The organism is Gluconobacter sp. Dm-73 (genome assembly GCF_018256215.1).
Lineage (GTDB): Bacteria > Pseudomonadota > Alphaproteobacteria > Acetobacterales > Acetobacteraceae > Gluconobacter > Gluconobacter cadivus.
The window spans coordinates 1-20,854 of record NZ_JAERLW010000014.1; the positions used below are offsets into that span (position 1 = coordinate 1).

Annotated in this window: 22 protein-coding genes, 1 tRNA gene, 1 pseudogene and 1 riboswitch; of the genes and pseudogenes, 17 read left to right on the top strand and 7 right to left on the bottom strand. The window is 60.4% G+C overall.

The window, feature by feature from the left end; all coding sequences use genetic code 11:
* A pseudogene (locus JK176_RS13515) lies at positions 1–194 on the top strand (hypothetical protein); the annotation flags it as partial.
* A gap of 68 nt (positions 195–262) precedes the next feature.
* Here the strand turns inward: JK176_RS13515 and serB are convergent.
* A complete protein-coding gene (serB, locus tag JK176_RS13520) occupies positions 263–1,156 on the bottom strand; it encodes a phosphoserine phosphatase SerB (RefSeq protein ID WP_211588226.1) in 894 nt (297 codons plus the stop codon).
* Positions 1,157–1,197: 41 nt separating this feature from the next.
* Here serB and miaA point away from each other — a divergent pair, with 41 nt between their 5' ends.
* The 6 genes from miaA (at position 1,198) to speE (ending at position 7,317) form a co-directional block, all read left to right on the top strand.
* Entirely contained in the window at positions 1,198–2,190 is a 993-nt protein-coding gene (gene miaA / locus JK176_RS13525) for a tRNA (adenosine(37)-N6)-dimethylallyltransferase MiaA (RefSeq protein WP_211588227.1), read from the top strand.
* Between the two features lie 30 nt (positions 2,191–2,220).
* Positions 2,221–4,014 carry a biosynthetic-type acetolactate synthase large subunit gene (gene ilvB, locus JK176_RS13530; protein WP_211588228.1) on the top strand — a complete coding sequence of 598 codons (1,794 nt, stop codon included), beginning with the start codon at positions 2,221–2,223 and terminating at the stop codon, positions 4,012–4,014.
* Positions 4,014–4,541, top strand: coding sequence for an acetolactate synthase small subunit (gene ilvN / locus JK176_RS13535; protein ID WP_099285904.1), 528 nt, complete (start codon positions 4,014–4,016; stop codon positions 4,539–4,541). The genes ilvB and ilvN overlap by 1 nt, the downstream gene beginning before the upstream one ends.
* Positions 4,541–5,560 carry a ketol-acid reductoisomerase gene (gene ilvC / locus JK176_RS13540; RefSeq protein ID WP_086647929.1) on the top strand — a complete coding sequence of 340 codons (1,020 nt, stop codon included), beginning with the start codon at positions 4,541–4,543 and terminating at the stop codon, positions 5,558–5,560. Before ilvN ends, ilvC begins: the two co-directional genes overlap by 1 nt.
* A 341-nt stretch (positions 5,561–5,901) precedes the next feature.
* The gene (gene speD / locus JK176_RS13545) at positions 5,902–6,381 is read left to right on the top strand and encodes an adenosylmethionine decarboxylase (protein ID WP_086647928.1); all 480 of its coding nucleotides are present in this window, start codon (positions 5,902–5,904) and stop codon (positions 6,379–6,381) included.
* Between the two features lie 63 nt (positions 6,382–6,444).
* Complete coding sequence (speE, locus tag JK176_RS13550) at positions 6,445–7,317, top strand: polyamine aminopropyltransferase (protein ID WP_062030593.1); 873 nt, start codon at positions 6,445–6,447, stop codon at positions 7,315–7,317.
* 35 nt (positions 7,318–7,352) lie between these two features.
* Here the strand turns inward: speE and JK176_RS13555 are convergent, their stop codons facing one another.
* The 3 genes from JK176_RS13555 to JK176_RS13565 all read right to left on the bottom strand — a co-directional run bounded on the left by JK176_RS13555 (position 7,353) and on the right by JK176_RS13565 (position 8,483).
* Complete coding sequence (locus JK176_RS13555) at positions 7,353–7,781, bottom strand: MarR family winged helix-turn-helix transcriptional regulator (protein ID WP_211588229.1); 429 nt, start codon at positions 7,779–7,781, stop codon at positions 7,353–7,355.
* 114 nt (positions 7,782–7,895) lie between these two features.
* Positions 7,896–8,177: a DUF333 domain-containing protein gene (locus JK176_RS13560; RefSeq protein WP_211588230.1), complete on the bottom strand. Its 282-nt coding sequence runs from the start codon at positions 8,175–8,177 to the stop codon at positions 7,896–7,898.
* 3 nt (positions 8,178–8,180) lie between these two features.
* Positions 8,181–8,483, bottom strand: a complete 303-nt coding sequence (locus JK176_RS13565; RefSeq protein WP_194262974.1) for a putative quinol monooxygenase — start codon at positions 8,481–8,483, stop codon at positions 8,181–8,183.
* A 90-nt stretch (positions 8,484–8,573) separates the two neighbouring features.
* Positions 8,574–8,663, top strand: a riboswitch (glycine riboswitch).
* 158 nt (positions 8,664–8,821) lie between these two features.
* Between JK176_RS13565 and gcvT the strand changes: the two genes are divergently transcribed.
* The 5 genes from gcvT to JK176_RS13590 all read left to right on the top strand — a co-directional run bounded on the left by gcvT (position 8,822) and on the right by JK176_RS13590 (position 14,095).
* Positions 8,822–9,955: a glycine cleavage system aminomethyltransferase GcvT gene (gene gcvT / locus JK176_RS13570; protein ID WP_211588231.1), complete on the top strand. Its 1,134-nt coding sequence runs from the start codon at positions 8,822–8,824 to the stop codon at positions 9,953–9,955.
* Between the two features lie 36 nt (positions 9,956–9,991).
* Positions 9,992–10,351 carry a glycine cleavage system protein GcvH gene (gene gcvH, locus JK176_RS13575; protein WP_211588232.1) on the top strand — a complete coding sequence of 120 codons (360 nt, stop codon included), beginning with the start codon at positions 9,992–9,994 and terminating at the stop codon, positions 10,349–10,351.
* A gap of 76 nt (positions 10,352–10,427) precedes the next feature.
* Positions 10,428–13,283: an aminomethyl-transferring glycine dehydrogenase gene (gene gcvP / locus JK176_RS13580; RefSeq protein ID WP_211588233.1), complete on the top strand. Its 2,856-nt coding sequence runs from the start codon at positions 10,428–10,430 to the stop codon at positions 13,281–13,283.
* Between the two features lie 199 nt (positions 13,284–13,482).
* Complete coding sequence (locus tag JK176_RS13585; protein ID WP_099285894.1) at positions 13,483–13,794, top strand: putative quinol monooxygenase; 312 nt, start codon at positions 13,483–13,485, stop codon at positions 13,792–13,794.
* Positions 13,795–13,882: 88 nt separating this feature from the next.
* Positions 13,883–14,095, top strand: coding sequence for a heavy-metal-associated domain-containing protein (locus JK176_RS13590; protein WP_211588234.1), 213 nt, complete (start codon positions 13,883–13,885; stop codon positions 14,093–14,095).
* Positions 14,096–14,118: 23 nt separating this feature from the next.
* On the opposite strand, the gene JK176_RS13595 is transcribed toward JK176_RS13590, so the two are convergent.
* Positions 14,119–14,748, bottom strand: coding sequence for a trimeric intracellular cation channel family protein (locus JK176_RS13595; RefSeq protein ID WP_211588235.1), 630 nt, complete (start codon positions 14,746–14,748; stop codon positions 14,119–14,121).
* 85 nt (positions 14,749–14,833) lie between these two features.
* A complete protein-coding gene (gene glnA, locus JK176_RS13600) occupies positions 14,834–16,216 on the bottom strand; it encodes a type I glutamate--ammonia ligase (protein ID WP_194263006.1) in 1,383 nt (460 codons plus the stop codon).
* A 343-nt stretch (positions 16,217–16,559) separates the two neighbouring features.
* On the opposite strand from glnA, the gene JK176_RS13605 reads away from it, so the two are divergent.
* From JK176_RS13605 to JK176_RS13620, 4 genes are all read left to right on the top strand, one after another.
* Positions 16,560–17,186, top strand: coding sequence for an HAAS signaling domain-containing protein (locus tag JK176_RS13605; RefSeq protein ID WP_211588236.1), 627 nt, complete (start codon positions 16,560–16,562; stop codon positions 17,184–17,186).
* A 72-nt stretch (positions 17,187–17,258) separates the two neighbouring features.
* Positions 17,259–18,422 (top strand): aminotransferase, encoded by a 1,164-nt coding sequence (locus tag JK176_RS13610; RefSeq protein WP_211588237.1) that lies wholly within the window; start codon positions 17,259–17,261, stop codon positions 18,420–18,422.
* 40 nt (positions 18,423–18,462) lie between these two features.
* Positions 18,463–19,926 carry a metalloprotease TldD gene (tldD, locus tag JK176_RS13615; protein ID WP_211588238.1) on the top strand — a complete coding sequence of 488 codons (1,464 nt, stop codon included), beginning with the start codon at positions 18,463–18,465 and terminating at the stop codon, positions 19,924–19,926.
* 39 nt (positions 19,927–19,965) lie between these two features.
* Entirely contained in the window at positions 19,966–20,175 is a 210-nt protein-coding gene (locus JK176_RS13620; RefSeq protein ID WP_211588239.1) for a hypothetical protein, read from the top strand.
* A gap of 5 nt (positions 20,176–20,180) precedes the next feature.
* On the opposite strand, the gene JK176_RS13625 is transcribed toward JK176_RS13620, so the two are convergent.
* A complete protein-coding gene (locus tag JK176_RS13625) occupies positions 20,181–20,486 on the bottom strand; it encodes a YggT family protein (protein ID WP_211588240.1) in 306 nt (101 codons plus the stop codon).
* Between the two features lie 143 nt (positions 20,487–20,629).
* On the opposite strand from JK176_RS13625, the gene JK176_RS13630 reads away from it, so the two are divergent.
* Positions 20,630–20,705, top strand: a tRNA-Ala gene (locus JK176_RS13630).
* Positions 20,706–20,854: the final 149 nt, after the last annotated feature.

Sequence of the window (20,854 nt, forward strand, 5' to 3'; positions counted from 1 at the left end):
GGGGCGGTGGCTGGGGCTGGGGTGGCTGGGGCCTTGGTGTCGGTCTTGGCGTCGCGACCGGCATGGCGATCGAGGCTTCGCCTTATGGCTATGGTGGTGGGTATGGCGGCTATGGATATGCGCCGGGTTATGCTCCCGGTTATTACGCCGCGCCGTCCTATTCGGGTGTGCCGCCTTACACCTGGGGATACTGATCGTAAAAAAAGCCGCCGGAGAATCTCTCTCCGGCGGCTTTTTCGTATTCTGCGGGTTTGAGGCCCGGTCAGTCCGTGACGAAATCTTTCGCATGATAGCCCTGTGCGAAGAGATGCGCACGCAGGCTGGCGAAGTTGACCTGCGTGGGAATGATGCGGCGGACATTGAGTTTGGCGTGGAAGGCCAGACCAAGGCCCGCGCTGGCGAGCATGGGAATGTCGTTGGCGCCGTCGCCGGTTGTCAGGGCCGCACGGAGCTGCACGCCGCGCTCTGAGGTTAGGCGTTCGAGATGGTCGCGCTTGGCATCAGGGCCGAGGATCGGGGCCGCGAGACGGCCAGTGATTTTGCCGTCCTCGATTTCCAGTTCATTGCCGTAATTCTCGTCGAATCCGCAAAGCTCGGCCACGCGCTGGGTGAACCATGTGAAGCCGCCCGAGACGAGAGCCGTTCGGCCATTATGCTTGCGCATGGTCTGCACGAGTTCCCGGGCCCCTTCCGTCAGGGTGACGGATTCCCAGACCTGTTCGAGAACCGAAGCGGGCTTTCCGGCCAGAAGGGCCACGCGCTGTTCGAGTGCGGTTTCGAAATCCAACTCGCCGTTCATGGAGGCGCGGGTGATGGCCGCGACGTCTTCCCCACAGCCCAGAAGGTCCGCCAGTTCGTCGAGCGTTTCGCCGGTGACGATCGTGCTGTCCATGTCCGCGACGAGGACGGCCCGGCGGCGACCACGCGTTTTGAGAAGCAGCGCATCGACACGATAGGGCGCGAGCGTTGCGCGGATCGTGGTGATGTTGGCCGAACCGGGGCGCGGCGGCGGGCAGGGAATGTCGACCGCTTCGCCCGGAGACAGGACGATCGGCGCGTTACCCTTGACGAGCGCGCGGGCCATGTCGATGGCCTCGGGTTTGAGGGGGCCGGATTTCCGGTCGGCGATGAGGGTCAGGACGGCAGGAAGGGACATGAGATCTCGTAACGGTCCGGCACGTGTGGCAGGAGGGGAGAATGAACGCCCCGAAGACAACAAAAACTGCGATCATTGTGGCCGGACCGACGTGCTCCGGCAAGTCGGCACTGGCGCTCGATCTTGCGCGACGCTTTGACGGTACGGTTATCAACGCGGATTCCATGCAGGTTTACCGTGACCTGCGGATTCTGACGGCCCGGCCTGACGACGCGGATGAGGCGCTCGTGCCGCACCGGCTTTACGGCGTTCTGGATGCCGCTGTGCCGGGCAGTGTGGCTTGGTGGCGCTCCGAAGCCCTGCGGGAAATGGACGAGGCGTGGGCCGTGGGGCGCATGCCGATCCTGTGCGGCGGGACGGGGATGTATCTGCGGGCGCTGAAGGATGGTCTGGTGGAGGTGCCAGACCCCGGAGAGGCTGCGCGGACCGAAGCGCGGGGGCTGGCCGAAGAGATCGGGCCGGAGGCGCTGCATGCGCGTCTGATGCAGGTTGATCCTGAAACGGCGTCTGGTCTGCGCCCGAACGATACGCAGCGGATTTCGCGGGCCTGGGAGGTTTGGGCTGGGACGGGGCATGGGCTGGCCTGGTGGCGGTCGCAGCCGGGTCTGCCGCCTGCGCCGTGCCGGTTTGTGTCCGTTCGGCTGGACCCGGAACGGGAGGGGTTGCGCCGGGCGATCGATTTCAGATTCGGGCAGATGCTGGAGGCCGGGGCTCTGGAGGAAGTGTCCCGTCTGTTGGAGCGGGGGCTTGATCCGGTTCTACCTGCCATGCGTGCTCATGGCGTGCCTGAACTGGCCTCTGTTCTGCGGGGAGAAGAATCGCTTGAGGAAGCGCGGAAATCCGCGGTCCTTGCCATTGGGCGCTACACGCGGCGGCAGGCGACGTGGTTCCGGCATCATGCGTTGGGAAAAGAGGGTGATGCGATGATTTCGTTGCGCAGATATACCCATTGTACGCAAGATTCGGAAAGTCATTATGAAAAAATAGAGAACTTTATATCGGAACGAGTTGACGCCGCCGCGTTGTCGTCCTAAATCCCGCCGCTCATACCTTGGGAGGAAACGGTGACGGCTGCTGAAAGAGACGCAGGAACAGGCAACGAGGCGCTGAATGGCGCGGAAGTGCTTCTGCGCGTTCTCGATGAAGAGGGTGTGGAGGTCATATTCGGATATCCGGGTGGGGCTGTCCTTCCGATTTACGATGCTCTTTTCAAGCAGGACCGGATTCGACACATTCTTGTGCGTCACGAGCAGGCCGCCGTTCATGCGGCAGAAGCCTATGCGCGCTCGACGGGCAAGGTTGGCGTGGTTCTGGTGACGTCGGGTCCGGGGGCGACCAATGCCGTGACCGGGCTTGTGGACGCGCTGATGGATTCCATTCCGCTCGTCTGTCTGGCGGGACAGGTGCCGACGAAGCTGATCGGCAATGATGCGTTTCAGGAAGCCGACACGACGGGCATCACGCGTCCTGCGACCAAGCACAATTATCTCGTGCGGGAGCCCGGAACGCTGGCGCAGATCGTGCGTGAGGCGTTCGAGGTTGCGCGCTCGGGACGTCCGGGGCCGGTTCTGGTGGATCTGCCCAAGGACATCACCGTTGGCAAGGCACCTCTGACGAAGCCTGCACTGTCGCGCCTTCAGCGACTGCGTCATCAGGGCGGGCCGGATGCGGAGGCGATTGCCCGCACCCTTGAAGCCATGAAGACGGCGAAGCGTCCGCTCTTCTATACGGGCGGTGGCATCATCAATTCCGGGCCGGAAGCGTCGGACCTGCTGCGTCGTCTGGCGCGCAAGACCGGTTTTCCGGTGACGTCCACGCTGATGGGGCTGGGTGCGTTTCCGTCTCCTGATCCTCAGTTTCTGGGCATGCTGGGGATGCACGGTTCGGTTGAGGCGAACATGGCCACGCATGGCTGTGATCTGCTGATCGCTCTGGGATCGCGTTTCGATGATCGCGTGACGGGGCGTGTGGATGCGTTCTCGCCCAATTCGTTCAAGGTTCATGCCGATATCGACCCGAGCCAGATCGACAAGATTGTGCCGGTGGATGTGCGGATCGAAGGCGATGTGCGCGATACGCTTGAAGCGCTGCTCGAAGGCTGGGGAGAGACGCCTGCGCCGGATCTGTCGACCTGGTGGAACCAGATCGCGTCCTGGCGGAGTGTGGACGGGTTCGGCTTTACGCAGGACATGACGCCGTCTGCCGTCATCCGTCCGCAGCACGCCGTTCGCCGTCTGTATGAGCTGGCGAAGGAAACGGGCCGCGATACGTTCGTGTCCACCGAAGTCGGGCAGCACCAGATGTGGGCGGCCCAGCACTTCCAGTTCGACAAGCCGAACCGCTGGCTGACCTCCGGTGGTCTGGGAACGATGGGCTATGGTCTGCCAGCCGCCGTGGGCGCGCAGGTGGCGCATCCGGATGCGCTGGTGATCGACATCGCCGGTGAGGCGTCCACGCTCATGAACATTCAGGAACTGGGAACGATCGCGCAGTATCGCCTGCCGGTGAAGATCTTCATCCTGAACAACCACTATATGGGCATGGTTCGTCAGTGGCAGGAACTGCTTCACGGCTCGCGCTATTCGCAGTCCTACAGCGAGGCGCTTCCGGATTTCGTGAAGCTGGCCGAGGCGTTCCATGCGACCGGGATGCGGGCGACGCATGTGGGCGAACTGGATGACGTGATCCGTCGGATGCTGGCGCATGATGGGCCGGTCGTGGCCGATATCTGCGTGGCCGAGGGCGAGAACTGCTATCCGATGATCCCATCGGGTGCGGCGCACAACCAGATGCTGCTGGGTCCGGATCAGGATTCCGAAGCGGCGGGACTGACCGAAGAAGGGAAGATGCTGGTCTGATGACGGAGACAATCCAGAATTCGGTCATTTCCGTCCTGATCGAGGACGAAAGTGGCGCGCTGGCCCGCGTGGTGGGCCTGTTTTCCGGCCGTGGCTACAACATCGAGAGCCTGACGGTGGCGCTGGTGGATGCTGAGCAGAAGCTCTCGCGTATTACGGTGCTGACGTCGGGCACGCCGATGGTGATCCAGCAGATCAAGGCACAGCTCAAGCGTCTGATTCCGGTGCATGACGTCTGCGACCTGACGGAAGAAGGTCCGTATGTGGGGCGTGAGCTTGCGCTGGTGAAGGTTGTCTCGTCCGGCGAGCGTCGGACGGAGGCCCTGCGCATTGCGGATTCGTTCCGCGCACGCCCAGTGGATACGACGGCCACGAGTTTCGTGTTTGAACTGACGGGATCGCCCGAAAAGATCGACGCGTTCATCGAGTTGATGCGCTCCCTTGGTCTGGCCGAGGTTTCGCGCACCGGGATTGCCGCCATTGGGCGCGGTCCTTCAGTCTTTCACCTTAACAAGGAGCCTGTCTGATGCGGGTATATTATGATCGCGATGCCGATCTGAATCTGATCAAGAGCAAGAAAGTCGCGATCATCGGCTATGGCAGCCAGGGTCACGCTCACGCCAACAACCTCAAGGACAGCGGCCTGACGGATATCGTCATTGGCCTGCGTCCGACGTCTTCTGCCGTCAAGAAGGCTGAAGAGGCAGGCTTCAAGGTCATGTCCCCGGAAGACGCAGCCGCGTGGGCCGATGTGGTCATGGTTCTGACGCCGGATGAAGGCCAGGGCGCCCTGTACAAGGACAGCCTTGAGAAGAACCTGAAGCAGGGTGCAGCCCTTGCCTTCGCACATGGTCTGTCCATTCATTTCCGCATCATTGAAGCCCGTCCGGATCTGGACGTGTTCCTGATCGCGCCGAAGGGCCCGGGTCATACGGTCCGTTCCGAATACCAGCGTGGCGGTGGCGTGCCGTCCCTCGTGGCCGTGGCGCAGAACGCTTCGGGCAATGCGCTCGAAATCGCTCTGTCCTATGCCAGCGCCAACGGTGGCGGCCGTGCAGGCATCATCGAGACGACCTTCAAGGAAGAAGTCGAAACCGATCTGTTCGGCGAGCAGGCTGTTCTGTGCGGTGGCGTCGTTGACCTCATCCGCGCCGGTTTCGAGACGCTGGTTGAAGGCGGCTATGCGCCTGAAATGGCCTATTTCGAATGCCTGCACGAAATGAAGCTGATCGTGGATCTGATCTACGAAGGCGGCATCTCCAACATGAACTACTCCATCTCCAACACTGCGGAATATGGTGAGTACGTGACGGGTCCGCGGATCATCACGCCGGAAACCAAGGCCGAGATGAAGCGCGTTCTGACGGACATTCAGGACGGCACGTTCGTTCGCAACTTCATCCTTGAGAACCAGTCCGGTGGCGTTGGCTTCAAGGCCATCCGCGCCCGCAACGACGCACACCAGATCGAGAAGACCGGTGAGAAGCTGCGTGCGATGATGCCGTGGATTGCCAAGGGCAAGCTGGTCGACAAGACCAAGAACTGATCAGGCGGGTCTGAGGGGCCGGATTCGGCCTCTCTGGATCGGGACGTATCAGCGTCTGTCGGGCGTCGGGATTTGGGGGATTCGTTTCCCGCAGATCCGGCGCCCGAACTGTTTCCGGGGCTCGGGGATTTGTGAAATTTTTGGTCTCAGCCCTGTGTGCAGGAAAGGGAAAACCTCTTTCTCATGCAACAGGGACATGGGGCGAAAAAGATATGTGACATATTGGGGAATCGCCCCATAAAGTGCTTGCATCAGGGGGGAGGGGCCGGTAACTAGCGCGCTTCCTGGCCCAAGGGGGCATTTTTTGCCCAACAGGCTGTCTACTGGTTTGGGGGTACGTGATGAACGCACTTGCTCAACTGGGGATGGTATCGGAACTCCCGAGAGATATCCAGAACAGCGCCGCTCACTTCGTCGAGGATGAGCGCAAAGATTACTTCATTGAGCGTGATGGCGAGCGTTTTGCTGGCAATCACCTGCTGATCGATTTCTGGGACGCCCGGAATCTCGATGATCCGATGCGGATCGATGAAACGCTGTGTGAAGCTGCGGTTGCAGCTGGCGCGACGATTCTGCACAGCCATTTTCACCACTTCACGCCCAATGGCGGCGTGTCGGGCGTAATCGTGCTGGCGGAAAGCCATATTTCGATCCATACGTGGCCGGAACGGAATTATGCCGCTGTGGACGTGTTCATGTGCGGTGTGTGTGATCCGAACCTGTCGATTCCGGTGATGCAGCGCCTGTTCCAGGCTGGCCGGATCGAGGTCGATGCCGTTCGGCGCGGCCGCGTGCAGGACAAGGCCGCAAAGGCGGTCTGAACTGATGAAAGGGCCGGGACACCGGCCCTTTTTCAATATACTCCGACAAGGAAACGATGATCCATGGCTGAAACATGGCTCAACGAGACACTGTACCCGGACTGGGGACAGCGTTTTCTCGTTACGCGCGAACTCGCACGGGTAAAATCCGACTTTCAGGATGTGGTGGTGTTCGAAAGTTCCAGCCACGGCCGCGTGCTGGTTCTGGACGGCGTTATCCAGATCACCGAGCGTGACGAGTTCGTCTATCAGGAAATGCTGACGCATGTGCCGCTGCTGGCGCATCCCTGTGCGAAGCGTGTTCTGATCATCGGTGCGGGTGATGGTGGCGTTCTGCGTCGCGTGTTGCAGCATGAGACGGTCGAGAAGGCTGTCATGGTCGAGATCGACGGTGCGGTGATCGAGCTGTCCAAGCAGTATCTGCCGAACATTGCCGGAGATGCCTGGAACGACCCGCGGGCCGAGGTCATTGTCGGCGACGGCATCGACTATGTTCTGAAGGCGGCTGATGGCGCGTTCGATGTGATCATCGTCGACAGCACCGATCCGATCGGTGTGGGCGAAGTGCTGTTCACGGACGAGTTCTACAGCAACTGCGCGCGCATCCTGTCGGACGAAGGTCTGATCGTGAACCAGTGTGGCGTTCCGTTCATGCAGGCGGACGAACTGCATGAGACGAGCCTGCGTCGTGCGAAGTTTTTCCCGCATGTCGGTGCGTATGTGGCGGCTGTTCCGACCTATGTCGGCGGGTTCATGACGCTGGGTGTGGCCTCCAAGGGGCAGGCACCGAACACGCAGACGGTCGAGCAGATCCGCGCCCGTGCGGATGCTGCGAAGATCGTGGGTACGACGCGCTACTGGACGCCGGAGATCCATGTCGGGGCGTTCAACCTGCCGCCTTATATTGCCGAGCATCTTCCCAAGACCGGAAAATGATCCCGCGCCTGCCTCTTCATTAAAGGGGCAGGCGGTTACAGCTGCTCTTTCAGGCTGCTGTTGATCCGTTCCAGAAGTGTTACGAGAATATCGCGTTCGAGGGGTGTAAACCCCTTGAGTGCTGTGTCGGTTAAATGTTCCATAACAGGAATGATATTCCGGCTTTTCCGCTGACCGTCCAGTGTCAGGGTGACCAGTGTGCTGCGGCGGTCTGTTGGGTCTGGTTCGCGCCGGATCAGGTCGTCGCGTTCCATCCGGGCGAGAAGTGTCGTCATGCCCGGCTGTTCGATATCCGCAAAATCCGCGAGCGCTTTCTGATTGAGGGTCTTTCCGTCCTGCAAAGCCTGCAACACGGGGAGCTGGCCGATCCGGAGGCCGGTCTTTTTGAGTTCGCGTTCCAGCAGGAGTGTGAAGAGCCTGGTGTTGCGGGTGGTCAGGGCGCTCAAGGGAGAGGGGGCGGTCATGCGGATTCCGTGGATCATGTGGATAGAATACATAACATGTTATGTATTGAGGTTATGAAAAAACCCGGCGGCTCTTTCGGGCCTGACCGGGCTTGATCTGACCAGGCTGAAAAATCAGGGTGTCATTTTGGCCAGCGGGGCGACGCAGCGGTGCTCGCGATAGAGCGTCCATTCGTCGCAGATCTGGTTGGGCGGGAAGGTGCAGGTGCCGGTTTCGCCGCCCGCAGTCCGCACGTCGCCATGTCGCCCGCCCTGCTGCGTGCAATAGACGCTGGCGGGGTTGGGGATGCCGATCAGGCGCGTGCGCGGATTATGCTGCGGATGGGACGCGCAGGCGGACACCGTGCCGCACAGGAGGGTGATGGCGAGGAGGCGTTTCGTGTTTGAAAGATGCATTGTTCAGGGAGCCCTTTTCTTCAGGAAGCGGACGCTGCGTTCCTTGATGTCCAGTTCTTTTACAGCGTTTGCGAAGACCTCGAAATGCGGGGTCTTGAGGTGCTCTTCGAAGGCCGCGCGGTCGGTATAGACTTCCACTAGGATGACGGTGTCGGCTTCCGTTTCGGGGGAGAGGACCGTGAAGCTGTGGCAACCGGATTCGTCGGCGACGGAGCGTTCGCTATCATAGGCGCAGACCTTAAGAAATCTGTCATAGGTTGCAGGTGTGGTCTCGAATTCGGCAATGACCGTCAGTTCTCCAGCCATGGAGGTCTCCTTTGTGCATTTAAGGTCTCGGGACACAACGCAGGAGCGATCGTAACGATTGCGGAGTTTTTCGGAAACTGGCAGATTGGGGCGACCGACACGGGAGAGACCGGCCGAGAGGCTGGCGCCGAAGGAGCAACCGCCCCGGAAACTCTCAGGCCAAAGGACCGAGGCGGTCAGGACATTCTGGAGAGAGGTGCGCTTGACGCATCCGCCGACGGGATAGCGATCTCAGGCGAAAGGACAGAAGGGGCGACGTTTTTCCGGCCGCGTTCTGCGGAGTGCCGGGGGCGTCTGCATCTTCACGTCTTTAGAGAGAATGGACCGGGCTTTTTCGTATGAGCGATTCCCTCCAGCGTACTCCCCTTTACGATCTGAATCTGAAACTTGGCGCGAAAATGGTGCCGTTCGCAGGCTTTGAGATGCCGATCCAGTTCCCCGCGGGGCTGATGGCGGAGCATCTGCATACGCGCGAGAAGGCCGGTCTGTTTGACGTGTCCCATATGGGACAGATCCGCATTGCTGCGAAAAGCGGGGACGTGAAGGACGCTGCTGCGGCTCTGGAGACGCTGGTTCCTGCCGATTATGTCGGGCTTGCCGCCGGGCGTCAGCGTTATGGACTGCTGACCAATGACGAGGGTGGCATTCTGGACGATCTGATGGTCGCCAATATGGGCCATGATCTGCTGGTGGTCGTGAATGCCGGATGTAAGGTCCAGGACGCGGACCGGATCGAGAAGGCGCTGTCTGATCGGTGTGTTGTGACGCGTCAGTTTGATCGTGGGCTTATGGCGCTTCAGGGGCCGGCTGCGGAAGCGGCTCTGGCGCCGCTCTGCCCGGCCGTGAAGGACATGCGCTTCATGGATGTGATCGAGACGGAACTCGCGGGCGTGAAGGTGACGGTGTCGCGGTCCGGCTATACGGGCGAGGACGGGTTCGAGATCGGCTGTGCGGGCGCGGATTCCGAGAAGGTCGCACGCGCGATTCTGGCGCAGCCGGATGTGTTGCCGATTGGCCTGGGCGCGCGGGATTCGCTGCGTCTTGAGGCCGGCCTGTGCCTGTATGGCAATGACATTGATGTCATGACCACGCCGGCTGAAGCCTCGCTGGGCTGGGCGATCCAGAAGGCGCGCCGTGAGGGCGGTTCCCGCGCTGGTGGCTATCCGGGGGCGGAAGTCGTGCTGAAGCAGGCGCGCGATGGCGTGTCGCGCAAGCGCGTCGGTCTGTTGGCGGAAGGTCGGGCTCCGGTGCGGGCGGGGGCGAAGCTCTTTGCCGATGCCGAGGGGCAGAAGGAAATCGGGGTGGTCACGTCCGGGGCATTTGGCCCGAGCGTGAAGGCTCCTGTTGCGATGGGTTATGTCGCGTCGGATCATGCGGCGCTGGACACACCCGTCTTTGCGGAACTGCGGGGCAAGTATGTGCCGCTGCATGTGCGGGCGATGCCTTTCGTGGCACCCGGCTTCAAGCGCTGACCTTACAGTAGACTTTCAGATCAGGAAAAAGCAGCAATGACGACCTATTACACCAAGTCCCATGAGTGGATCCGCGTCGATGGCGAGCAGGCGACTGTTGGCATCACGACGCATGCCTCTGAAGAGCTGGGCGAGCTGGTGTTCGTTGAAGCCAAGGACGAGGGCACGGAAGTTGCTGCCGGTGATGCGGCTGCGGTTGTCGAGTCCGTGAAGGCGGCGTCCGACATCTATGCACCGGTTGCTGGCACGCTGGCGGGCTTCAACGACGCGCTATCCGATGATCCGACGCTGGTGGGCCGCGATGCGGAAGGCGAGGGCTGGATCTTCCGCATGACGGTTTCCAACCCGGACGACCTCAAGAGCCTGCTGACGGCCGAGCAGTACAAGAGCCTCTAATGCTTGAGGGGTCTGCGCTGGCAGGCCCCGTTTTTCTTTCAGCCTGCCCCGAATTCCTGCCTCCGCTTTTCATGAAATGCCAGAGAACCTGCCTGTGACGACCTTGTGGCCTGCCCAGACCGAAGATTTCAGCTCCCGCCATATCGGCCCGCGTCCTTCCGAAATCGGGGAGATGCTGCGGGTCGTTGGCGCGTCCAGTCTCGATGACCTGATTGACCGGACCATTCCGGCCGCCATTCTCGATCGCGGGGATCACGGGATTGGTGCGGCCCTGACCGAGCAGGATGCGCTGGTGCGTCTGCGTCAGATTGCGTCGCGCAATCAGGTTCTGACCTCCATGATCGGGCAGGGTTATTACGATACGGTTCTGCCGCCGGTCATCCAGCGGAACATTCTTGAAAATCCGGCCTGGTACACGGCCTATACGCCGTATCAGCCCGAAATCAGTCAGGGCCGTCTTGAGGCGCTGCTGAACTTCCAGACGCTGGTGGCGGATCTGACGGGGCTCGACATCGCCAATGCGTCCCTGCTGGACGAGGGCACGGCCTGTGCGGAAGCCATGGCGCTGGCGCAGCGCGTGGGTAAGTCGAAAGCAACGGCGTTCTTCGTGGATGCGGATACGCACCCACAGACGGTTGCCGTGATCCGCACACGCGCTGAGCCGCTGGGCTGGGATGTCGTGGTCGGCGATCCGGAGACGGATCTGGATGCATCTTCCGTGTTTGGTGCGCTGCTGTCCTATCCGGGCTCTTCAGGGCGCGTGCGGGATCTGCGCGGCGTGATTGCGGCGCTGCATGAGAAGGGCGCGATTGCCGCTCTGGCCTCTGATCCGCTGGCGCTCGTGGTGCTGGAAAGCCCGGGTGCGCTGGGCGCGGATATCGCGATCGGCTCGATGCAGCGTTATGGCGTGCCGATGGGGGCTGGTGGCCCGCATGCGGGGTTCATGGCGACGCGCGATGCGTTCAAGCGGCATATGCCGGGGCGTCTGGTTGGCGTGTCGCGTGACAGTGCGGGCAAGCCGGCCTATCGTCTGGCACTTCAGACGCGCGAACAGCATATCCGCCGCGAGAAGGCCACATCCAACATCTGCACGGCGCAGGCGCTTCTGGCGATCATCGCGTCCATGTATGCGGTGTATCATGGTCCGGAAGGGCTGAAGGCGATTGCCGCGCGTACGCACCGGATGGCGGTGATCCTGTCTGCCGGGCTGAAATCTCTGGGCGCAAATGTTGAGACGGACGTGTTCTTCGACACGATCACCGTTCAGGCGGGTGCGTCTGCGCCGCAGGTTCTGGCGTGGGCCGTGGCGTCCGGCATCAATCTGCGTGATGCGGGGAATGGCCGGATTGGCGTGTCCTGTGACGAGACCACGACGCCGGAAACGATCCGTGCGGTCTGGGCGGCGTTTGCGGGTGAGGGTGCGGATCTGGCGTCTGTCGAGCAGGCGCTCGATTTGACGGATGCACTGCCGGAGGGGCTGTCGCGGACGGCGCCGCTGCTGACGCATCCTGTGTTCCATGCGCACCGTTCCGAGACGGATCTGCTGCGCTACATGCGTGCGCTGGCGGATAAGGATCTGGCGCTGGATCGGACGATGATCCCGCTGGGCTCCTGCACGATGAAGCTCAATGCGACGGCTGAGATGATCCCCATCACCTGGCCGGAATTTTCGCGGATTCATCCCTTCGCGCCCGTCGATCAGGTTCAGGGTTATGCCGAGCTGTTTGCGTATCTGGAGCGCACGCTCTGCGCGATTTCGGGGTATGACGCCGTGTCGCTTCAGCCGAATTCCGGCGCACAGGGCGAGTATGCCGGGCTTCTGGCCATCCGGGGTTATCACCGCGCGCGTGGGGACGAGAACCGCGACGTCTGCCTGATTCCGGCGTCCGCGCACGGGACCAATCCGGCTTCGGCCCAGATGGTCGGGATGCGGGTTGTCGTTGTGGCCTGCGATGAGAATGGCAATGTGGATGTCGAGGATCTGAAGGCCAAGATCGCGCAGCATGACGGGCGCGTGGCGGCTATCATGATTACCTACCCGTCCACGCATGGCGTGTTCGAGGAGCGGGTCGTCGAGATCTGCGAGCTTGTCCACGAAGCGGGTGGTCAGGTTTATCTGGATGGCGCGAACCTTAATGCGCAGGTTGGTCTGGCGCGTCCGGGGCTGTATGGCGCGGATGTGTCGCACTTCAACCTGCACAAGACGTTCTGCATTCCGCATGGCGGCGGCGGACCGGGCATGGGGCCGATCGGTGTGGGCAAGCATCTCGCTCCGTATCTGCCGGGGCAGCATGGCATTGCGGTGTCCGCGGCGCCTTACGGCTCCGCGTCCATTCTGCCGATCTCTGCTGCCTACATCATGATGATGGGCGACGCGGGACTGCGTCAGGCGACGACGATGGCGATTCTGAATGCGAACTACATCGCGTCGCGTCTGGAAGGGCACTACCCGGTTCTGTATCGCGGCACGAACGGCTTTACGGCGCATGAATGCATCGTGGATCTGCGACCGCTGAAGGATACGGTCGGTGTGACGGTGGATGATATCGCCAAGCGTCTGATCGACCACGGGTTCCATGCACCAACCGTCAGCTTCCCGGTGGCGGGGACGTTCATGATTGAGCCGACGGAATCCGAAGGGAAGGGCGAACTGGATCGCTTCTGCGATGCGATGATCGCCATTCGCGCGGAGATTGCCGAAGTCGAAGCCGGGCGTGTGGCGATGGAGGCTAGCCCGCTGCGGTTTGCGCCGCATACCACGGCGGATCTGGCGGGGGCGTGGGACCGGTCATACAGCCGTGAGGCGGGCTGCTTCCCCGGCGGTGTGGATACGTCGAAATACTGGTCGCCGGTTGGGCGTCTGGATAATGCCTGGGGGGACCGGAACCTCGTCTGTTCCTGCCCGGATATTTCGACCTACGCTGAAGGCTGAACAGCTTTTTCAGTCTGGTATTCAAAGAAAAGGCGTCTTCCTTCGGGAGGGCGCTTTTTTGCCGTCCGGGCTCTTTTGTTGTGATACCCGGCATGGGTTCTTTCTCACAAAACTGTGCGGTATGGTTTCACGTGAAACACTGCCCGTCTGCGGAAAGGTCGCGGCCGGGCAGTTGTCATTGTTGATGAGGAATTCCCCCATGAGTCAGACGGTTCACATCACGGCTGTTGTGACGGTCGCAGCGGACCACGCGGCGGCGGCAGAACATGCTTTTGCGGCCTGTATCGTGTCTTCGCGCAAGGAAGAAGCCTGCCGTCAGTATGTGGTTAGCAGGGATATCGAAAAGACTGGTCGGCTTGTGGTTTCCGAAGTCTGGACGTCGGAAGCCGGGTTCGAGGCGCATCTGGCGTCACCGCATTTCAAGGCTTTGGGTGAGGCACTTGGAAAACTGGATGCGCAGCTCGACATCATGAAAGTCCGGCCGCTGGACGAGGCAGCAGACGCGGTCTGAAAAAGCGGTTTTCATTTCTGCGGGAATATGCCCCATTTCGGGGGTCGACTGCTTTGCGGAGCAGCCTTTGAAGACAGGAGAGTCTCTTATGGTTTCGATGGTGACGTTCAAGGTTGACGGGATGTCGTGCAACGGATGTTCGGGCAAGTTGCAGTCTGCCCTGTCCAATGTTCCGGGTGTGTCGTCCGCGCAGGTGACGCTCGATCCGGGACAGGCTGCCATTCAGTACGATGAGCAGAAAGTGACGCCGGTGGCGTTGCAGCATGTTGTCGAAGATGTTGGGTTCGACGTTATCGCCTGAGAGACGTTTGAAGGGCCTGCCGCCTATCGTTTGTAATGCGGCAGGCCGAGTCCTTTGATGAGGGCTACGGCGCGCAGGCTGAAGCCAGCTACGACGGCAATCGCGGCCGCAAGGCTTGTATTAAGGCCCAATGCCGTCAGGGAGACATAGCTTCCTGACGCCAGAGCGACGGCTGTCACGTAAAGTTCCGGTCGGATGATGATGGACGGCACGCCTGCCAGCACGTCCCGGAAAATACCGCCCATGCAGGCGCTGACAATTCCCATGAGAGCTGCCGGGATCAGCGGAATGCCATAGGCCAGTGCTTTGGCTGAACCAAAAACGCCATAGGCTGCGATTCCAAGTCCGTCGAACCATTCCACCGCCAGGGCTGGCCAGAATCGTGCGGGGGTGAACCAGACGGCGATTGCTGAAAGCAGGCAGGCGGCAAGCGGGACGGAAGTGTGCATCCAGAAAACGGGTGCGCCGATCAGCAGGTCTCGTACCGTTCCGCCGCCGACGCCCGTAATGGCAGCGAAGAACATGAAGGTTACGATTGTCAGGCGCGCGCGGGCGGCTTCGATCGCACCGGAAATCGCGAAGACGATAGTGCCCGCGATGTCGAGAACTGGCAGGGCGGACGAGGAGAACGCCTCAAGGGCAGGAGGGATCATCGGGTCGTCTTGGAATGGTGTGTTGAAAACAGAAAAGCCCGGCGCAAAGGCCGGGCTTTCCGTTAAAGCGATGTTGTGACCCGGATCAGACCGAGTAGTACATCTCGAACTCTACCGGATGCGGCGTGTGTTCGAACTTGTAGACTTCCGGCCACTTGATGTCGATGTAGCTTTCGATCTGGTCCTTGGTGAAGACGCCGCCTTCGAGAAGGAATGCGTGGTCTTCCTGAAGGGCTTCGAGCGCTTCACGGAGCGAACCACAGACCGTCGGGATCTGGGCCAGTTCTTCCTTCGGCAGTTCGTACAGATCCTTGTCCATGGCGTCGCCCGGGTGGATCTTGTTGCGGATGCCGTCAAGGCCGGCCATCAGCATGGCGGCAAAGGCGAGATACGGGTTTGCCATCGGGTCCGGGAAGCGGACTTCGACGCGCTTGGCCTTCGGGTTGGTTGCGTGCGGGATACGACACGACGCCGAACGGTTCGCGGCGGAGTAGGCCAGAAGCACGGGCGCTTCGAAGCCCGGGATCAGGCGCTTGTAGGAGTTGGTGGACGGGTTCGTAAAGGCGTTCAGGGCCTTCGCGTGCTTGATGATGCCACCGATGTAGAACAGCGCGTCTTCGGACAGGTCTGCATACTTGTCACCGGCGAAGGTCGGCTTGCCGTCCTTCCAGATGGATTGGTGAACATGCATGCCCGAGCCGTTGTCGCCCGCAATTGGCTTCGGCATGAACGTGGCCGTCTTGCCGTAGGAGTGGGCAACGTTGTGCACGCAGTACTTGTAGATCTGCATGAAGTCTGCGGACTTCACGAGCGTGTCGAACTTCGTGCCGAGTTCGTGCTGCGACTGTGCGACTTCGTGGTGATGCTTTTCGATCGGCAGGCCCATTTCGCCCATCGTCGAGAGCATTTCGGCGCGCAGGTCATGCTCGCTGTCCACAGGCGGGACCGGGAAGTAGCCACCCTTGACGACAGGGCGGTGACCCATGTTGCCTTCCGGATATGCCTTCAGGGATGCGCCGGGGCCTTCGATGCTGTCGAGCTGATACGTGCCGAAATTCGGGCCTGTGCCGAACTGTACGTTGTCGAAGATGAAGAACTCGGCTTCCGGACCGAAGAATGCCGTGTCACCGAAGCCAGCCGACTTAAGGTAGGCTTCTGCGAGCTTGGCGGTCGAGCGCGGATCGCGGTTGTAGAAATTGCCCGTCTTTGGATCAATGATGTCGCAGAACAGGATCAGCTGCGGCTTGGCCGAGAACGGGTCCATGACGGCCGTTTCCGGGTCCGGAAGCAGGACCATGTCGGACTCGTTGATGGCTTTCCAGCCCTGGATGGAAGAGCCGTCGAACATGAAGCCTTCAACGAAGGTGTCGTCTTCGATGGTTGAGACCGTCTGGGTCGTGTGGTGCCACTTGCCCTTGGGGTCCGTGAAGCGCAGATCGACGAATTCCGCCGCGTGCTCCTGGATCATCTCGAAGACGCGGGCTACAGCCAGCGGGTTCGGAGCGGGCGGCTTGCCGGACGCTGCCGGAGCAGCCTTGGGCGCTGCGGCCTTTGCGGGACGGCGCGCCGGAGCGGCCTTCGGTTTCACGGTAGAGGAAGTGGGGGCTTTCTTGGCCATCGATCTGTCGCCTTGCATCGTGTAAACGGCTGCAAAACGATTAAGCGACAAATGCCCGTCTGTCGAGTATGGGAAATTACGCCATTCTGCGGATTTGGGGTAGAATCTTGCGGAAGCGGATCAAAGCTTTCCACGTCTGGTCCGAAACTTGCATGCAAAGAGGGCAGCGAGACTCTTTTTGGGAAATATCCTCATGACCCGTGCTGCCGAATCTCTGGATGGCTGGAAAGACAGTGATCTGCTGTCCCTGCCGGTTGAACGTTATCTGCATGAATTCAGGGGCGGCCTGCTGAGCCTGCCCGAGAGCGAGCGCGATCTGATTGTTTCTGAAGTGCGGGCGCAGGTTGCAGCGCAGGCACGGTTGGGCGATGGGGCCGTACAGGCGCTTTTGGAAAAACTGGGAAAGCCGGACGTGCTCGCCGCACGCTTTACGATCCGGCATGAGCTGTCGGTCGGAGTGCAGCAGTCCAATCCGTTTGCTCTGCTTTGGGTGCTGCTACGACTGGCTGCGGGAAGCCTTTTGGCGTTCACAGGTGGTCTTGTTGTCATCGTGTTCGGTCTGACGGGGCTTCTGCTCACGGCGATGCCTGCGTTGCGGTTTTTTGTTCCGCAGGACGTGTTCGTCAGGAATGACGGCCTGTTTACGATCACGGTTACGACAGGTGATGCACCGAAAAATGCCATCCCTCTTTCATGGGCGGCGGCCTTTGTGTCCTGTGGTGTCGGCATTGTTCTGATCGTGCTGGCGATGCTTCTGATGCGGGGGCTGGGGCAGATCCTGCTGCGCGATATGCGTCGGAAAACACGGATGCGGGACTAAAGGCTTTTCAGCCCCGCGCTGGCCTGCAATGGTGAGGGGCTTTGTGTTTTTCGTGTGCTCTGGACCTCATCAATGAAAACTCCGAATCAGTATCTTGCGGGTCTTCCGACGACCATTTTCACGATCATGTCCCAGCTTGCCGTGAAGCACGGAGCGATCAATCTGGGGCAGGGGTTCCCGGATACGGAGGGGCCGCAGGATATTATTCAGGTGGCTGCGGAGGCGCTCCAGGACGGGCGTAACCAGTATGCGCCGCTGACGGGACTGCCTGAGCTGCGCGAGGCTGTGGCGTCTTCCAACCGGCGTTTCTATGGGCTGGAGGTTGATCCGGCGACGGAAGTGGTTGTGACATCCGGGGCGACCGAAGCGCTGGCGGCTTGCCTCATGGCGGTGGTGGAGCCGGGGGATGAGGTGGTGGTGATCGAGCCGCTTTATGACACCTATCTGCCAGCACTCAGCCTTCTGGGAGCCGTTCCGCGCTGTGTGCGGCTCCAGCCGCCGCACTGGTCGCTGCCGAAAGCGGAACTTCGGGCGGCGTTTGGGCCGAAGACAAAGGCGATCATGCTTAACTCGCCGATGAATCCGTCGGGGAAGGTTTTTGTCCGCGAGGAGCTTGAACTGATTGCGGATCTGGTGCGGGAGCATGATGCGTATGCGATCTGCGACGAGGTTTATGAGCACCTGACGTTTCACGTGAAACACATGCCTCTGATGACGCTGCCGGGAATGCGTGAGCGGTGCATGCGGATCGGAAGTGCGGGCAAGAGTTTTTCCCTGACGGGATGGAAAGTCGGCTATGTGACCGCACCGGCCTCCTTGGCATCGGTGGTGGCCAAGGCGCATCAGGTTCTGGTGTTCGCGACCGCGCCGAACCTTCAGCGGGCCGTGGCTTATGGATTGAACAAGGACGAGAGCTATTATCAGGCTCTGTCGGCTCAGATGGAAACGCAGCGGGATCTGTTGCGGGACGGTCTGCATCGTCTGGGCTTTGAGACGTTGCCCGCCGATGGGAGCTATTTCATCGTGGCGGATATCTCGCGTCATGCGGAGGGGCGGAGCGATGTGGACTTCGCGCGCTGGCTGGTTGAGCATGCAGGGGTCGCGACGATCCCGGTTTCAGCCTTCTATGACCCTGAGGGGGATGCTCCGCCGCAGAACCTGATCCGGTTCGCATTCTGCAAAAAGCCCGAGATCCTGTCTGAAGCCTTGAAACGGCTGGAAAAAGCCCTTTCTTAAAAGCTCGGTTCTGTCACCTGTTTCTGTCTGGAGATTTTTCATGTCTGTTGCTGCTGATGCTCTGGGTGCTCTTGCGACGACCGATGCCCTGTTTTTCGGGCGGCCTGATTCAAAGTTGACCCGTGAGGACGCCAAGGTGCTCGTTGATCGGGGGCTTGAGGGTGTGGATGACGGTGAGCTTTTTCTGGAATACCGGGAAAACGAGAGCATCAGTCTGGATGACGGGACGATCCGTTCGGCCAGTTTCAATACGTCTTCAGGGTTTGGTTTGCGGGCTGTTCTGGGAACGGAGACGGCGTTTGCCCATGCTGACGATATCAGCCGCGAGGCTCTGGCGCGGGCTGTCAGTACAGTAGGGGCCGTTCGGCAGGGACGGAGTGGTGTTATGGCGCCGGGGCCGCAGGCCACAAACCAGCGGCTTTACGGAGACTCCCGTCCGCTTGAAGGGACGGATTTTGCGGCCCGGGCTGCGGTTCTGAGCGAAATTGATGCCTATGCGCGAGGATTGGATTCCCGTGTGGTGCAGGTCAGCGCCGTGCTGAGTTCCGAATGGCAGGCGGTGCAGATCATGCGTCGGGCGGATGTCGGGGACGATGTTGCGGATCTGCGGCCTCTGGTGCGGATGAACGTATCGGTTGTTGTGGAAAAGAATGGTCAGCGCGAGAGCGGAAGCTGTGGTCTGGGCGGCCGTTACGAGCTGGATCGTCTGCTGGCCCCGGAAACGTGGCGTGATGCGGTCGACAAGGCGCTGAAGCAGGCCCTGATTACGCTGGAAGCGACCCCCGCGCCCGCTGGGGAAATGGATGTGGTGCTTGGGCCGGGTTGGCCGGGCATTCTGCTGCATGAAGCCGTAGGTCATGGGTTGGAAGGAGATTTTAACCGTAAAGGGACGTCATCCTTTTCGGGAATGATCGGCAAACGTGTGGCCTCTCCGGGTGTGACAGTGGTTGACGACGGAACACTGCCCGAATGCCGGGGATCGCTCAGTGTTGATGACGAAGGTACGCCGACGTCCCGGACGGTGTTGATCGAGGATGGGATTCTCATCGGCTATCTTCAGGATCGGCTGAATGGGCGTCTGATGGGAACGAAATCGACCGGAAACGGGCGTCGTCAGTCCTATGCTCACGCTCCGATGCCACGCATGACCAATACGCTGATGCTGGAAGGGAGTGCCACGACGGACGAGATGATCCGTTCGATCAAGCGGGGGCTCTACGCCGTGAATTTTGGTGGCGGGCAGGTTGATATCACGTCGGGGAAATTCGTGTTCGCGGCTTCGGAAGCCTATCTGGTGGAAGACGGGAAAATCATCCGTCCGGTCAAGGGGGCGACCCTGATTGGAAATGGGGCGGATGCCATGAACCAGATTTCCATGATCGGGTCCGATGTGGCGCTTGATCCGGGGATTGGAACTTGCGGCAAGGCTGGTCAGGGTGTGCCGGTGGTCGTTGGTCAGCCGACCCTGAAAATTTCGGGTCTGACGGTAGGTGGTACGGGCTGATACGGAAAATCTTGGTCGGAAAGGCGAAAGCAATCAGCGATGGGACATAATTACGCAAAGCCGTTAACGGCTGAGGCCCGCATGGAACGGCTTTTCTCCCGCCTTCCTGATGATTGGAACGTCAAGATGGAGCGCCGGCGGGGAGAAAAATGGTCGGTTCTGATGCAGCGTCCGGACGGGATGCTGCATCAGGAAACTGCTGACAGTCTTATTGAAACGCTGGAAGAGGTGTGGCGCGCCCTGAGATAAAACTCTCAGAAGCTGCTCTGGGTTGCGAGCATGAAAAAGATCCGGTTTACGGCGGGATAGACCAGAAACTGGATCAGCAGCAGGACCACCATGGGCGCAAAATCTACGCCACTTGTGTTGGGCAGGATACTGCGGATCGGCGCCATGACAGGCTCGACGATTTTGGCCAATGTGTTGAAAATGGAATAGAAAAAGCGATTGCGGATATCGAGGATGCCGAAACCAAGCAGCATCGACAAAATGCAATACGCCAGAAGAATCCATACGAAAGCCTGGATCAGCATCAGGATAATGGTGTGCAGGGCAACCATGCAAAAACCTCGTCGAATGTCGGTTAGGGCAGCCGAAAGGCCGGTCGGAAAACGCTTGTAGCCATAGCAATAGCACAGAACAACATCCTGCGCTCAGGTCTGCTTGACAGCGTGCAGGAAGAGGAGAACTATCGTTCAACCGTGGGGCTGTAGCTCAGATGGGAGAGCGCCTCGTTCGCAATGAGGAGGTCAGGGGTTCGATTCCCCTCAGCTCCACCACGGTTCTTCCTCTTCTTTAAATAAAGCAGTGTGCGAAAATTGCTTTTTCCTGTCGCTGACCCTTCCGGAAATGCGTCTTCGATTTTCCATACAAAATAGGCCATATGCTGCACGATGTTTGCGCAGCATATGGCCTGTCGGATTTATTG